Annotated in this window: 8 protein-coding genes; 6 read left to right on the top strand and 2 right to left on the bottom strand. The window is 62.2% G+C overall.

Annotated elements, in window-relative coordinates; genetic code table 11:
* Window positions 1-106: 106 nt before the first annotated feature.
* From gpmI to OGV19_RS25620, 4 genes are all read left to right on the top strand, one after another.
* Window positions 107-1642, top strand: coding sequence for a 2,3-bisphosphoglycerate-independent phosphoglycerate mutase (gpmI, locus tag OGV19_RS25635; protein WP_264311218.1), 1536 nt, complete (start codon window positions 107-109; stop codon window positions 1640-1642).
* A gap of 230 nt (window positions 1643-1872) precedes the next feature.
* Window positions 1873-3177 (top strand): murein hydrolase activator EnvC family protein, encoded by a 1305-nt coding sequence (locus OGV19_RS25630; protein ID WP_264311217.1) that lies wholly within the window; start codon window positions 1873-1875, stop codon window positions 3175-3177.
* 91 nt (window positions 3178-3268) lie between these two features.
* Complete coding sequence (locus tag OGV19_RS25625) at window positions 3269-4585, top strand: S41 family peptidase (protein WP_264311216.1); 1317 nt, start codon at window positions 3269-3271, stop codon at window positions 4583-4585.
* Window positions 4586-4593: 8 nt separating this feature from the next.
* Window positions 4594-5361, top strand: coding sequence for a divergent polysaccharide deacetylase family protein (locus OGV19_RS25620; RefSeq protein ID WP_264311215.1), 768 nt, complete (start codon window positions 4594-4596; stop codon window positions 5359-5361).
* Window positions 5362-5366: 5 nt separating this feature from the next.
* Here the strand turns inward: OGV19_RS25620 and OGV19_RS25615 are convergent, their stop codons facing one another.
* Entirely contained in the window at window positions 5367-10040 is a 4674-nt protein-coding gene (locus OGV19_RS25615; RefSeq protein ID WP_264311214.1) for a DUF6543 domain-containing protein, read from the bottom strand.
* Between the two features lie 177 nt (window positions 10041-10217).
* On the opposite strand from OGV19_RS25615, the gene OGV19_RS25610 reads away from it, so the two are divergent.
* Window positions 10218-11639: a trypsin-like serine peptidase gene (locus OGV19_RS25610; RefSeq protein WP_264311213.1), complete on the top strand. Its 1422-nt coding sequence runs from the start codon at window positions 10218-10220 to the stop codon at window positions 11637-11639.
* 81 nt (window positions 11640-11720) lie between these two features.
* Here OGV19_RS25610 and OGV19_RS25605 read toward each other — a convergent pair whose 3' ends face one another.
* Window positions 11721-13667: a BCCT family transporter gene (locus OGV19_RS25605; RefSeq protein ID WP_264314005.1), complete on the bottom strand. Its 1947-nt coding sequence runs from the start codon at window positions 13665-13667 to the stop codon at window positions 11721-11723.
* A 535-nt stretch (window positions 13668-14202) separates the two neighbouring features.
* Here OGV19_RS25605 and betI point away from each other — a divergent pair.
* The gene (gene betI / locus OGV19_RS25600; RefSeq protein WP_264311212.1) at window positions 14203-14859 is read left to right on the top strand and encodes a transcriptional regulator BetI; all 657 of its coding nucleotides are present in this window, start codon (window positions 14203-14205) and stop codon (window positions 14857-14859) included.
* The last annotated feature ends 30 nt before the right edge of the window (window positions 14860-14889 follow it).

Raw genomic sequence — 14889 nt, 5'->3', positions numbered from 1 at the left:
ACCTTGACCGCGCCGGTCGGGGGATGGGACGAATATTCGCCCTTGATGGCGGATTTGCCCTAAAATGCGTGTCTTTATCATCTTTGAACAACCGTGAGTTTGATTGATGACGAGTACGCCCAAACCCCTGGTCCTGATCATCCTGGATGGATTCGGCCACAGCGAAAGCCCCGAATACAACGCCATCTATGCCGCCAACACACCGGTCTATGACCGCCTGCGCGCCACTGCGCCGCATGGCCTTATTTCCGGTTCAGGCATGGATGTGGGCCTGCCAGACGGGCAGATGGGCAACTCCGAAGTCGGCCACATGAACCTCGGTGCCGGGCGCGTCGTTTACCAGGACTTCACCCGCGTGACCAAGGCCATTCGTGATGGCGAGTTCTTCAGCAACCCTGTGCTCACTGGCGCAGTGGACAAGGCTGCCGGTGCCGGCAAGGCCGTGCACATCCTCGGCCTGCTGTCCGACGGTGGCGTGCACAGCCACCAGGATCACCTGGTGGCCATGGCCGAACTGGCTGCGCAGCGCGGTGCAGAAAAGATCTACCTGCACGCCTTCCTCGACGGTCGTGACACACCGCCCCGTAGCGCGCAGTCGTCCATCGAGCTGCTCGACAACACCTTTGCCAAGCTGGGCAAGGGCCGTATCGCCAGCCTCATTGGCCGCTACTTCGCCATGGACCGCGACAACCGTTGGGACCGCGTCGCCGCAGCCTACAACCTGATTGTCGACAGCGTTGCCGACTACACCGCAGAAACCGCCCTCGCCGGCCTTGAAGCCGCCTACGCCCGTGAAGAAAGCGACGAGTTCGTCAAAGCCACGCGCATTGGCGAGGCCGTCAAGGTCGAAGACGGCGACGCCGTAATCTTCATGAACTTCCGCGCCGACCGCGCCCGCGAACTGTCGCGTGCCTTCGTCGAACCGGACTTCAACGAATTCCAGCGTGCGCGCCTGCCGAAGATGGCAGCCTACATCGGCCTGACCCAGTACTCGGCGAAAATCCCGGCACCGGCAGCCTTTGCCCCGTCCAGCCTGGACAACGTGCTGGGCGAATACCTGGCCAAGAACGGCAAGACCCAGTTGCGCATCGCCGAAACCGAGAAGTATGCACACGTCACATTCTTCTTCTCCGGTGGCCGTGAAGAGCCGTTCGAAGGCGAAGAGCGCATCCTGATCCCGTCGCCAAAGGTCGCCACTTATGACCTGCAACCGGAAATGAACGCACCGGAAGTCACCGACCGCATCGTCGAAGCCATCGAGCACCAGCGTTTTGACGTGATCATCGTCAACTACGCCAACGGCGACATGGTCGGCCACACCGGCGTGTTCGAGGCAGCGGTCAAGGCCGTCGAAGCGCTGGATACCTGCGTCGGGCGTATCGTCGAGGCACTGGATAAAGTAGACGGTGAAGCGCTGATTACCGCCGACCACGGCAACGTCGAGCAGATGGAAGATGCCTGCACCGGCCAGGCGCACACCGCGCACACCACCGAACCGGTGCCGTTCATCTATGTCGGCAAGCGCAAGGTCAAGGTCCGCGAAGGCGGCGTGCTGGCCGACGTGGCGCCGACCATGCTGAAACTGCTGGGGCTGGAAAAGCCTGTGGAAATGACCGGCACGTCGATCCTGATCGACGCCTGATCGGTGTAGGGGGCCGCTTTGCGGCCCATTCGCGGGGCAAGCCCGCTCCCACACAGTTGAACAGTACTACTTACCTGTGGGAGCGGGCTTGCCCCGCGAATGGCTGCAAAGCAGCCCCTTTACTGATGAATTCCAGACAAACGCCTCGCCGCATCTGCCGCGAGGCGTTTTTTTTGCAGGCTCGCGCGGGCATACTAGGCCAGTCTCCATCCCTGGTACGCCCAAACCCCATGCTCCGCGCCCTGATCCTACTCGCCCTGTCTTGCCTGCTCAGCCCGGCGTTCGCCGATGAGCGCGCACAGACCCAGCAACAACTGGACGCCACCCGCCAGGACATCGCCGAGCTCAAGAAGATGCTGGGCAAGCTCCAGGATGAGAAGTCGGGCGTGCAGAAAGACCTCAAGTCCACCGAGACCGACATCGGCGATCTCGAAAAGCAGGTGGAGGCGCTGCAACAAGAACTAAAAAAGACCGAGGGCGAGCTGGAGCGCCTTGATACCGAGAAAAAAAAACTCCAGAGCGCCCGCGTTGAACAACAGCGACTGATCGCCATCCAGGCCCGTTCTGCCTACCAGAACGGCCGCGAGGAATACCTCAAGCTGCTGCTCAACCAGCAGAACCCCGAGAAATTCGCCCGCGCCCTCACCTATTACGATTACCTGAGCAAGGCGCGCCTGGAGCAACTGCGCACCTTCAACGAGACCCTGCGCCAGCTGGCCAATGTCGAACAGGACATCGCTCGCCAGCAGGAGCAACTGCTGGCCCAGCGCGCCGACCTCGACAGCCGCCGTCAGTCGCTCGAAACCGAGCGCAGCAAGCGTCAGCAAGTACTGGCCAAGCTCAACAGCGACATGAAAGACCGCGACCAGAAACTTCAGGCCCGCGAGCAGGACCAGGCAGACCTTGGCAAAGTCCTCAAGACCATCGAGGAAACCCTGGCACGCCAGGCCCGTGAAGCTGAAGAAGCGCGCAAGAAAGCCTTGCTGGCCCAGCAGGAAGCGGAAAAACGTCGCCAACAGGAAGCCCTGGCCGCCGCCGCTGCGCGTGAAGACGCCCGCGAGGCCGCCGAGCCGCCGAAAAAGGCCCGCACCACCCTTGGCCCGATGGTTTCCAGCGATGGCGCGAACTATGGCGGCGCATTTTCTGCCGCACGGGGCAAACTTCCTTGGCCCGTTAATGGTCGATTGCTGGCACGCTTCGGCGAAGCACGCGGCAGTGACGCCCGGGCCAAATGGGACGGGGTGATGATCAGCGCCAACCCAGGCACTCAAGTACGCGCCGTACATGGCGGCCGCGTGGTGTTTGCCGACTGGTTGCGCGGCGCTGGACTTCTGGTCATTCTCGATCATGGCAATGGTTATTTGAGCCTGTACGGCCACAACCAGAGCCTGCTCAAGAGCGCCGGCGACATCGTCAAGGCCGGCGAAGCCATCTCCACCGTAGGTGACAGCGGTGGCCAGGACAGCGCAGGCTTGTACTTCGCCATCCGCCAGCAGGGCCGGCCTACCGACCCCTCGCAGTGGTGCAGAGGTTAGGGTTGCAACCCATTCACCTTTTTACGGCGTAGCCTGAGTGCTGCGCCGATGCTCCTCACGGAGCGCCTACAGGATCAGGAGTTCGTTCGACATGCTGCACTCGCCTCGTCTCACCCAGCTGGCCCTGTCCATCGCCCTGGCGGTCGGCGCGCCCCTGGCCATTGCCGCAGAGCCGGCCAAGCCAGCAGCGGTGCCGGCCACCGAGGTGACGGCCAAGGCGCCGCTGCCGTTGGAAGAGCTGCGCACCTTCGCCGAGGTCATGGACCGCATCAAGGCCGCTTACGTAGAGCCCGTGGACGACAAGACCCTGCTGGAAAACGCCATCAAGGGCATGCTCAGCAACCTTGACCCGCACTCGGCCTACCTCGGCCCCGAGGACTTCCAGGAGCTGCAAGAGAGCACCAGCGGCGAATTCGGCGGCCTGGGCATCGAAGTTGGCCAGGAGGACGGCTTCATCAAGGTGGTTTCGCCCATCGATGACACCCCCGCTTCCCGGGCCGGTGTGCAGGCCGGCGACCTGATCGTCAAGATCAACGGCGCCCCGACCCGCGGCCAGACCATGACCGAAGCCGTCGACAAGATGCGCGGCAAGGTTGGCGAGAAAATCACCCTGACCCTGGTCCGCGATGGCGGCAACCCGTTCGACGTGACCCTTGCCCGCGCGGTAATCCAGGTCAAGAGCGTGAAGAGCCAGCTGCTGGAAAACGACTACGGCTACATCCGCATCACCCAGTTCCAGGTCAAGACCGGCGATGAAGTGGGCAAGGCCCTGGCCAAGCTGCGCAAGGAAAACGGCAAGAAACTGCGCGGGGTCGTGCTCGACCTGCGCAACAACCCCGGCGGCGTGCTGCAGTCGGCGGTGGAAGTGGCCGACCACTTCCTGACCAAGGGCTTGATCGTCTACACCAAGGGCCGCATCGCCAACTCCGAGCTGCGCTTCTCTGCCGACCCGGCCGACGCCAGCGAAGGCGTACCATTGGTGGTGCTGATCAACGGCGGCAGTGCTTCGGCGTCAGAAATCGTCGCCGGCGCCTTGCAGGACCAGAAACGCGCCGTGCTGATGGGCACCGACAGCTTCGGCAAAGGTTCGGTGCAAACCGTCTTGCCGCTGGCCAACGACCGCGCCCTCAAGCTCACCACGGCGCTGTACTACACCCCCAACGGCCGTTCGATCCAGGCCCAGGGCATCGTCCCGGACATCGAGGTGCGCCCGGCCAAGCTCACCGCCGAAGTCGATACCGACAACTTCAAGGAAGCCGACCTGCAGGGCCACCTGGGCAACGGCAATGGCGGCGCCGACCGCCCGACCGGCAGCAGCAAGCGCAAGGAACGCCCGCAGGATGATGACTTCCAACTGAGCCAGGCCCTGAGCCTGCTCAAGGGGCTGAACATCACCTCGGGCAAATGATCCCCCCTATGCGCGCTGTGCTGTGTCTGCTGTTCTGCCTGTTAGCCGGTGCCGCCCACGCGGCGCCGGCCAACAAGGCCTACATGAGCATCATCATCGACGACCTGGGCCAGAGCAGCGAGCGCGACAGCCGCACGCTTGCCCTGCCCGGGCCCGTGACCATGGCGATCATGCCCGACACCCCACACGCCACCGACTTCGCCCGCCAGGCGCACAAGGCCGGCAAAACGGTGATCCTGCACATGCCCATGGACCCGGCCACCGGCCCTTACGCCTGGCACCCCGGCTTGGCGCTACCGGAACTGGCCAGCCGCCTGGAAGCGGCCCTGGCCAAAGTGCCCTACGCCGCCGGCATCAACAACCACATGGGCAGCCGCATGACCGCCCAGCGTGAGCCCATGACCTGGTTGATGGGCGAGCTGCAACGGCGTCATCTGTTCTTCGTCGATAGCCGCACCAGTGCAGCCACCGTGGCAGCGGCCCAGGCGCAGGACGTTGGCCTGGCACATGTTTCCCGTGACGTCTTCCTCGACGACGAGCGCACGGTCGAGGCAATCGGCCGCCAGTTGCGCCTGGGGGTGGAGCTTGCGCGCCGGCAGGGCTCAGCCGTCCTGATCGGCCACCCCTACCCGCAAACGCTGCAGGTGCTGGAGCGCGAGCTGCCCCGATTGAAGGCAGAAGGTATCGTGCTGATCGGCCTTCATCAGATGATCGCCGAACGTGGCAACCAAGCCATGCCTGCCCACGGCAAGCATGGCCGTTACAGCAACCGCTGACGCTATCAGTCGAACGGGATAATGCCGCTCGCCTGCTCCAGGGTCAGTTTCCCGCGGTGCACACGAACGCTCGCGGCAGCCTCCTCGCGACCACTCATGCGGCGCTGGCTCCAGGTTTTCAGATGGCCCTGGGTAAAGTCCCGCGCCAACGCATCAGCCGAGCGCATATGGAAATGCGCAACCCACAACGGCCGCCCCGACGTCGCGCCAGGCTGCGCCAGGCGCATGATCTTGTACTCGTCGAAGGTACTGCCATTGCCCATGACTTGCCTGGGGCCGACATATTCCACCTTGAGTAGCTTCTGATCATGCAGGAACCGCAGTGCTTCGGCGCTCGGGTAGTGCGTGTTGGTATAGAGCGTCGTCAGTTTGAGGTTCATTTCCGAGCGCAGCTGGTCTGAGGCGGCTTCCAGGCGTCTGATCAAGGCAGGGTTGGCGCCCTCGTCACCCAGCGTCGTCGCCTCGCGGCCAAGCTTGTTTATCTGGCGCTCGAACAGCCGTGCCAGCCGGGGGCCATTGAGGTCGTTATCAATGTACGCTTGCGCCTTGAGGACGAGCTCGTCGTTCTCCTCCAGCAAAGTCTGCACGCGCATGGCCGTATCGGTTGATTGACTCGGCGATTCGATCGAAACCGGCTCAGTCGCACGCTCGCGCCACTGGCCCCCTTCCCAGACGAAGTCAGCCAGTACGGTGCGGGTGAATGATTCACGCACTTCAAGCACCCGTTTCCCATCCACCTCGCGCTCGGTGCCGATGAGTGTCTGCCCTTCGGCGTTGCGTACCGCACGTTGTGATTCGCTTGAAACGCTGTAAGGGGAGTGCTTTGGGGGAACGCTTGCGCCCTCTTGCTCCTTGATCGCTTCAACCAGGCGAAGGCCGGCATCGCGTTTGAGTTTTTCCAGCTGGTCACGGTAACGGTCGATCATCGTGACTTCGACCAGCGCCCCACCTTCTTTGCTGATCCGTACGCTGTTGACCAGCGCCTCGGCGTATTCATCCCAGGCCTCCTGGAGGATGGCCACCCGGTCCTCAGCCGGGAGGTTGGAGAAGTCCAGTTCACCATGGGCGCCCGCCGCATTGCGCAGTACGAGCCCCGAGAGCTCTTCCCTGTACACGGCAACTTTGCGCTGTTCGGTCTTGGCGTCCAGGTGCAGCGCCAGGTCGGCAAGGTTCAACGCCTGATGGAAACGAAACTGTACCGTGCTGAAGGTGCGCTTTGAAATGAGCTCGTCAACGGTGGGAGGGGGCGCCTCGACGGGACCGCTAATTACCAGATTACCTGGCGCATCAGCCAGTAGCGCGTCAAGACGCTCGTAGGCAATCAGCATGCGATCTTGAAGTGCCACTAGGGTTTCTAGCTTGCGACGGAACTGCCCATAGAGTTCAAGCACCTGCTGCACCGGCTGGCCATCGAGTTTCACTTGCACTTCAACCAGCCCTGGGTAATCCGCCAGTGCCCATAATTCGTTGAGGATAAAATCGTTGTTGCGAATCTGATTGATCTGAACGGTGCGCTTCTGCGTTGACATGACCTCTTCCCATTCCTGCCGAGCGCTGGCGTACTTGGGTTCGAACAGGGTCTCGAGCATGCTCAGTATTTCTTTGTCCTTCTGAACAGCGCTCTCAAGGTGGCTGACCGCCTCTTCACGCTTGCTGGCGATTTTTGCCTCCCACTCGGCGATGCGTGCGTCGTACTGCTCAATGAGGCCTCGGGAGACATCCGGCTGAACGTCGGTGGCACCCGAGTCCAGCTTGGTCTGTTCCCTTGCGCGCAAGGCCTTGAGCTGGGTGACGTTGCCTACCAGTTTCGTGACTTCAGCCCCAACCGCTGAAAACTGAGCCGTTGCCGTATTGACCTGCTGATTAAGGGTGTCGGCAGAAATGCGCAGGGTATCGAAGCGACGGGCCAGCTTTGCCCGCGTGCCACCTCGCCGCATTCCGCCAGCCAGGCGAAGCGTCATGTCCACTCGCCAGATCCCTAGCGTCGAGGTCAACCAGGGCCCGTACCCACCTTTGCCGTCGATGACTCGAACACCCTGCGCGACCACTTCGACCGGGTAAACATCACCGTTCATGTTCGCGTACAGACGCCCGTCAACCCGGTGCAGGCCTGCCGCATCGCCTGTAGCCTGCAGATTCGACGCGTCCAGCGAAACATCCACGCGCATGGCCCGCAACGCCTTGCGCTGCGCAGGCGGCAGCCAGTTGAACCCATGGTTGCCGCGCCAGGCGAAGTCCAGCTGACGCGCTGGCAACGTTGCCAGCGCACCAACCGCCGCCGTCCCTTGGTTGGCGGGCGTCACCGAGACTTCGGCAAATGCGCCGCGCTGTGCTGCAGGGCCTTCGAATGCAGCAGCGTCGGGAAGCTGGCCGACCATGCCAGGCTCGATACTCGGTTGGCGCGCATGCAGCAATGCCATCCCCAGGTTCAGTAACAGGTCTGCGGTAGCGGCGGACCGGTCAAACGCTTCACCCTGTTCAAGTGCCAGCAGATCGTTTTCCAACGATGTCAGCAGTTGCACCAGCCACGCGACGCTGGCCACCGGACCGCGCAACACCAGGGTAACGACATCGAACAGCAACCAGGCGCCTTGGCACAGGACCTCCCAACGCCGTTCGGCATTGGAAGTGGATTGCAGGTCCGCCAGATCTACCAGCAGGTCGCGGTTGGCGTTGTAAAGCTTGTCGTCCAGGTCGCCCGACCAGAGCTGCGCAGCGATGACCGGGGGCTGAGGTCGCTCAGGCAGGTTGAAGGGGTCGATACCGATACTGGCGAGATGCGGTTCGCTGAATCCGCCATGGTCGTAGACATGGCGAACCTGAGGGTCCAGCCAATCCAGAATGCTCGCCTGCAACAGGGGAGACTGCTGAATATGCTCCAGCAACGCGCCCAGGCTTGCATACTCGCGCAGGGTGTCCTGCCGGTACAACGGGCGATACAACAGCACTGACGGCGGCTCGGCGCAAAACAGCACATACATGCCGCGCACCCGGTCATGTTCTTGAGCGTTCGGCCGGCGCTTGAACGCCAGCGGCATCAAGGACACCCGCGGGGTTTCCGGGTCAAGATGGCCTGCGCAGAAATCAACGACACATTGCAGCCCCGCTTCAGTGATTTTGTCATCGAGTTTGCTGGTTAGCGCACTGAACCGCAGGGCGCTGCGCCATTCCCGTCCGAATCGCCTCACGCGTTGAACACGCTGCAGCGGGTCGTCCAACTGGCTGGCGACGTAAGCCGGATAGTTACCCCCCACATCAATCTGGCTCACCAAACGCTTGGCTGCGTCGGCATCCAGCCACGTGGGTGCGTCTTCCCCGTTCGCGCGGCGAATGCGCCTGATCGAGGCGCCCTTGAGCGTGCCGAGGTTGCCTATCGCGAACTCGGTGAGGGTCTTCTTGCCTTCAAGGACCAACGCTTCGCCCCCTCCCGCCCCTGCAGCAGCGCCTCCGGGCACGCCGTAGGCGACGAAGAACTCCAGCATCAGTTCGTCCGGGGAGGTGTCATCGCCATGGGCCACACGCATCTGCTCGCTCAGCCGTTGGCGGGTGTAGTCGGTCAACCCCTGGATGCCGTCCAGCGCGGCAACACTTTCGGCGTCAAGCTGGTCCACCGCAAGCTGTAGCAAGGCGGCATGGTAAGCGACACCGTTGCCGCTGGCGCCGCGCCGCAGGCCCGGAGGTGGGCTTACAGCCGGGGCATCGTCGGGGTAGCTTTCAAACCAATGCGCCGGGTTGCTCAATTGAGCGAAAAGCCCCTCAAGCGCCGCGACATCGGCCAAGCGCCCGTAGCGCACGCGGTCCACCTTGACGAACAGGGTGTCGAGCAGCAGTGCAACCTGCTGAGCGAATACATTGCCCTCCACCGGAAAACGCTGCCAGGACATGCCGTCGAAGCTGTAACGCTGTGCCAGGTCATCACGCAGGGCCAGGGCAAACGCCGCCAACGAGGCAAAGCCGCGCACCTTGCCAGACGGCGCACACCACAACACCACCTGGCGCTCATCCCACTCCCCAGTCACCAGCAAGTGGCACTGCATTTCATCCCACTGCCTAGTGCCCGCCTTCAGTTGGGTTCGCACAAAGCTCACCGCTGGTTGGTCATGCCCACCACGAATCAGGCCGCGGATGCAGGCCTGCTCCTGAGCATCCAGCCCCTGCAGGGGCAGGCCACGCAAGAGGGCTGTCTTCAATAGCAGTTGCAGCCACTCATCGCGGCTTGCTCCGGTGCTGCCCAAGCTGCGCCAGTAGTCGAGCTGAGCCTGGCAAAAGTGCTGCGGCAGCTGTTCGATCAGCTCAGTGAGCGGGCCCGTCAGACCCGTCAGTTGCCGGGTATCAAACTTGCTGCTGGAGCCGGCGAATCGGTAAGGGTCGACCAAGCCCAGGTTGTGGTGACGCCCGTTTAGCGGCTCCAGGTCGATTGCGTGCGTTTCGAGCAGGGCTTGCAAAACCCGATCGACCAGCGGCTGAGTCGTCCAATAAGGCGTCGAAGGGTCCGGGCTATCCAGCGTCAGCGCGTCGGCAGACGCCAGGGCAGGTTTGGTAGCTGCCAACCACGGTAGTTCAATCAGCAACAGCTTGAGCAACTGATCACTGACGACCTGGCGCAAGGTGGGACGGTCGCCGAACTGCAGAGCAGCGGCGCGCTTGAAGTCGAATGTCGACGTGTCGGAACGGGTCATGCTTGACGCCTCCTGATAAATGAACCGGAAGCCTTGCGCGAACCCTTGCAGCGCCGGTGCTACATAATGCAGGCACAGACAGGTGTCACTCGCTCACTGCGCCCGCAGTACCCGAGTACAGCCAGGTTGCCCGGCAGCGCACCGATCCTACGGCCTCCACACCTGAGGACGCAGGACATGCAAGCACGATCTTTATACTCAACCCTTTACCTTGTGCTGTTCAGCACGCTGGCACATGCCAGTAGCAGCGACACTGCGGGCACATTATCCCTTCCCTCACTGCCGCAGGCCTTGTACAACGGCCAGGGTGAGAGCGCCCAATGGACCGGCGTCGGTCGGCTCTCGTGGCAGAACAGGCTGTGCATTGGCACCCTGCTCGACACCCGCGATACGCCCGCCAACGCCAGCGGTCCCGCCTACATGCTGACCGCCGGCCATTGCACAGGCGGCGACAACGGGAAAATCCTCGCAGACCAGCCAGCCAGCGGCAGCGTTGCCTTCAACTACTTCACCGACACAACGCAGCAACGTCATACAGTCGCCTTGAAACGCACGATCTGGAACAGCCTGCAAGGCACTGACCTGGCGTTACTTGAACTGGACACGACGCTGGCAGATCTGTTGGCTAAAGGCATCACACCGCTCAAACTTGGCGCTTCTCCGGCATCCGGCCGCGAGGTACAGGTCGTGGGTGAGCCCTCTTCGGTTGGCAAAGGCCTGCGTCTCTCGCAGTGCACGGAGCACTACCAAGCGATGGACACGGTGGACAACCGGGTAATGCGCCACGTCAGGCGCAACGATTGCAAAGGGATCGACGAAGGCGCCTCGGGCAGCCCGGTTGTTGACCCCGCCACCGGGCGGCTGGTCAGTGTGGTCACCCGCCTGCATGACACTGCCGTCGGCGCGGTGCCTGTGCAGCGGGTACAAGGTTGCTTCACGGGAGGCAAGGCTGACCTCGACGCGGAGGACTGCCAATTGTCCCCAGGCTTTCAGCTGGTGCAACGGCAAGACAGCGCCTTCAAAACCCTTACCAAGGCGCGAACACTGGCTGACGGCTCACTTGAGCAGCCGACCTGGGGTTTCGGCTTTCTGATCGACACGCCACGTTACCGCTACAAACTCACCCGTGATGCCCTGGCCTGTGAAGACCCTGCAGGCTATAGCGGCACCATTCCTTCGAGCGAGGCTGTTATCGAAGACCCTATCGGCCCCGAACCCGGTACGCATTACTTGTGTATCGTCGGCGTGCAGTCCCCAGAGCAACTGTCGTCACCCGCACTCATGGCCAACAGCCTCACCCTGATGACCGAGCTACTGCCACCCGGTAGGCCGCAAGTACAGGTGACCACAGCGCCACTTGCCGACGGCAGCATCCGGGTCACCTGGTTGAAAGCACCCGACGTTGTTTTCTACCGGGTCAAACGCGGTGCACCAGAGCTAACCGACTGTGATGATCACGTCGGCTATCGCCTGCTGCCGGGCACCCAGCGAGTGATACCAGCATCACAGCTACCGTTGAAGATCTGCAGCGTTGCCATCGACCTGCTGATGCAAAGTTCGGCGTTCCAGACCGACCTGTTACAGGTATCCACTCCCTGAGCCACAGCCGTGCAGGTGGCTACCTGCAAAAAAAAGGGCCCGACTCATTCGAGACAGGCCCTTTTCACACGCTCACCGAAATCAGCTGTACACGCGCCCCAGTAACTGGCGGTGGCTTTCGAACTGATCCAGCACATCACGCACGATCTGCTCCGGCGCGAAGCCCATCAGGTCGTACTCCTGGCTGCCGTCGTGCAGGTACACCTCGGCACGGTAGAAGCGCTGTTGCACTTCCGGCGCGCCCTCCACCGGCGCCTCGCTTGGCGCGGCCAGGTAGCCGTCCAGGCTAACCTCATAGACGAAGGGGTTGCCCTCTTCCATCATCACCCGCAGGCCCATCATGTTGCGCGACTGGCCCACACGGGTTTCAACCTCGAAGCCCAGAGTACGCAACTGCTCGGCCGCTTCTTTCAAGGCCGGGCTAACGTGCTTGTCCATGAAGCGCTGCACCACGGCCTGGGTCGGCTGCAGGTCAAGCTGGCTCAGGCGCTCGCTGAAACCTCGGCGGCCACGGGCGGCCAACTCGGCGCGCTCTTGTTCCACCGCAACGTCCTGCTTCATGGCTTTGTACAAGCCGAACATGAACAGCACCAGCACCACCGAGAACGGCAGGCCCGCCAGCACCACCATGGTCTGCATGGCTTCGAAGTTGCCGGCAAACAGCAGGCCGATGGTGACCAGGGTGATGATCACCGACCAGAACACCACCATCCAGTGCGGGGCGTCTTCGTCTACCTTGCCGCCTTTGCACGACAGGTTGGCCATCATCACCGCGCCGGAGTCGGCTGGGGTGAGGAACAGCACGAAGCCGACGAACACCGCCACACCGATCACGATCTTGGCGGCCGGGAAGTATTCCAGCAGCTGGTAGATCGACATCGACGGCTGTTCAAGGGCCGTCTTGCCCAGCTCTACGGCGCCCTGGTTGATCACCAAGTCCAACGCGGTGTTGCCGAAGATCGACAGCCAGGCCAGGGTGAAGCCCAGCGGGATCAACAACACGCCCATGACCAGCTGGCGCACGGTGCGGCCCTTGGAGATACGGGCAATGAACATGCCGACGAACGGGCCCCAGGAAATCCACCAGGCCCAGTAGAACACGGTCCACAGGCCCAACCAGCGCTCGGACTTGCCGGCCTCGCCTTCGTAGACGTACAGGTCGAAGGTCTTGAGCACGATGCCGTTGAGGTAGTCGCCGACGTTCTGCACCAGGCCGTTGAGCAAGTGCAGGGTCTCGCCGCCCAGCAGCACGAAGATCAGCAGGCCGCTGAACAGCATGATGTTCAGGTTGGACAGACGGCGGATGCCGTTTTCCACGCCCGACACCGCCGCCACGGTGGCAACCCCGGCCATGACCAGAATGACCACCAGCAGGTTGGTCTTGCTGTGGTCCATGCCGAACAGGTATTCCAGGCCCGAGGACACCTGCATCGAGCCGATGCCCAGGTTGGTCACCAGGCCCAGCAGGGTGACGAACATGCCGAAGATGTCCACGGCATTGCCGGCAGCGCCCTTGACCCAACGCTCACCCACCAGCGGGTACAGCGCCGAGCGCAGTGCCAGCGGCTGGTTGTGGCGATAGGCGAAGTAACCCACGGCCAGGCCGACCAGGGCGTAGATCGCCCAGCCGTGCAGGCCCCAGTGCAGGAAGGTCAGCTGCAGGCCCTGGCGCGCGGCCTCGAGGCTGGCAGGCGTGCCTTCCGGCGGGTTGAAATAGTGGTCCAACGGCTCGGAGGCACCGAAGTACAGCAGCGAAATACCGATACCGGAGGAGAACAGCATGCCGGCCCAGGCGCCGTAGCTGAAGTCGGGCTGGTCGTCCTTGCCGCCAAGCTTGAGCTTGCCGAAGTCGGAGAACGCCATGTAGACGACGAACAGCAGGTAACTGCAGATCACCAGCATGTAGTACCAGCCGAAGGTACGCGTCAGCCACTTCTGGGCCACGCCCAACACTTGGCCGGCGGTATCGGGTACAGCGATCAACAAGGCAGTCAGAACAAGGATCATCAGCGCGGAGGTGAAGAACACCACGCGATTGACCCGTACCCTCTCGGCGGGGGGTTTGGTTAGGGAGGCAGAACTCATTGCACGAATGCTCCGGGCAGTACGGCTTATGGAGGCTAATCAATCTTTCCCGAGCAATTGGTGGAATACCCCCACTGCGTCAGGTGTTATAAAAGCACCCTGGAAACCGTGATCCCGAATCGATACGTTGCAAAAAAACAGACAGGTGGTCTGCAAACAATGCCGCGCCCAACACCGGGGTGCGCGCATTCGTCACAGAGCACCCCGCCCGCTCCAAGGGCCCGCCGCAGGTCGATGACCGTTCGGCAGAATCTGCATTTCGCATCGCACATGCCCGTAAACGCCTTGTATTCCGGGGGTTACGCGATTTCCTGGGGTGTCAATCCGTGCGCTCGAAACAGCCTGAAAAACTGTCAATGGCACAAATTGTCGCAGAGCTTATTCTTTATTGATTGAACGTTCAATCAAAACAAAATAGACTGGCCTTCGCCGAGTCAGCCGCTTGTCGTCTGCTTGTCAGGCCTGAGGAGAATGCAAGATGCCCAAGGTCGGTATGCAACCCATCCGCCGCCAGCAATTGATCGAAGCCACCCTGCTAGCGGTCGATCAGGTGGGGCTGGGAGATGCCAGCATTGCGCTCATTGCCCGTTTGGCCGGCGTGTCGAACGGCATCATCAGTCACTACTTTCGGGACAAGAACGGCCTGATCGCAGCGACGATGGGTTACATCATGAACATGCTCAACGAAGGCGTTAGAGCACGGCGTCAGGCACTGACGGACGACAGCCCGCGTGCCCACCTGAAAGTGATCATCGAGGGCAACTTCGATGCCAGCCAGGTGAACGGCCCGGCAATGAAAACCTGGCTGGCCTTTTGGGCTTCCAGCATGCACCAGCCCGACTTGCACAGGTTGCAGCGGATCAACGATCACCGCTTGTACTCCAACCTATGCTGTCAGTTCCGCCGTGTTTTGCCGCTTTACCATGCGCGCAAGGCAGCCCGCGGGCTGGCGGCCCTGATCGACGGTCTGTGGCTGCGTGGCGCGCTGTCGGGAGATGCTTTCGACACCGATCAAGCGATACGCATCGCTTACGAATACATGGATCTACAACTGGCTAAACAGCAGACCCTGGGCACTACCAACCAGGCCTCTGAACAACCGCGCACGGCGATTGCCAAACAGGCAGGCGCGTGACGCGATAGCCAACCACACACTGCACTTGCG

The organism is Pseudomonas putida (assembly GCF_025905425.1).
Taxonomy (GTDB): domain Bacteria; phylum Pseudomonadota; class Gammaproteobacteria; order Pseudomonadales; family Pseudomonadaceae; genus Aquipseudomonas; species Aquipseudomonas putida_AF.
This window is presented reverse-complemented; position numbering and strand designations above follow the sequence as displayed.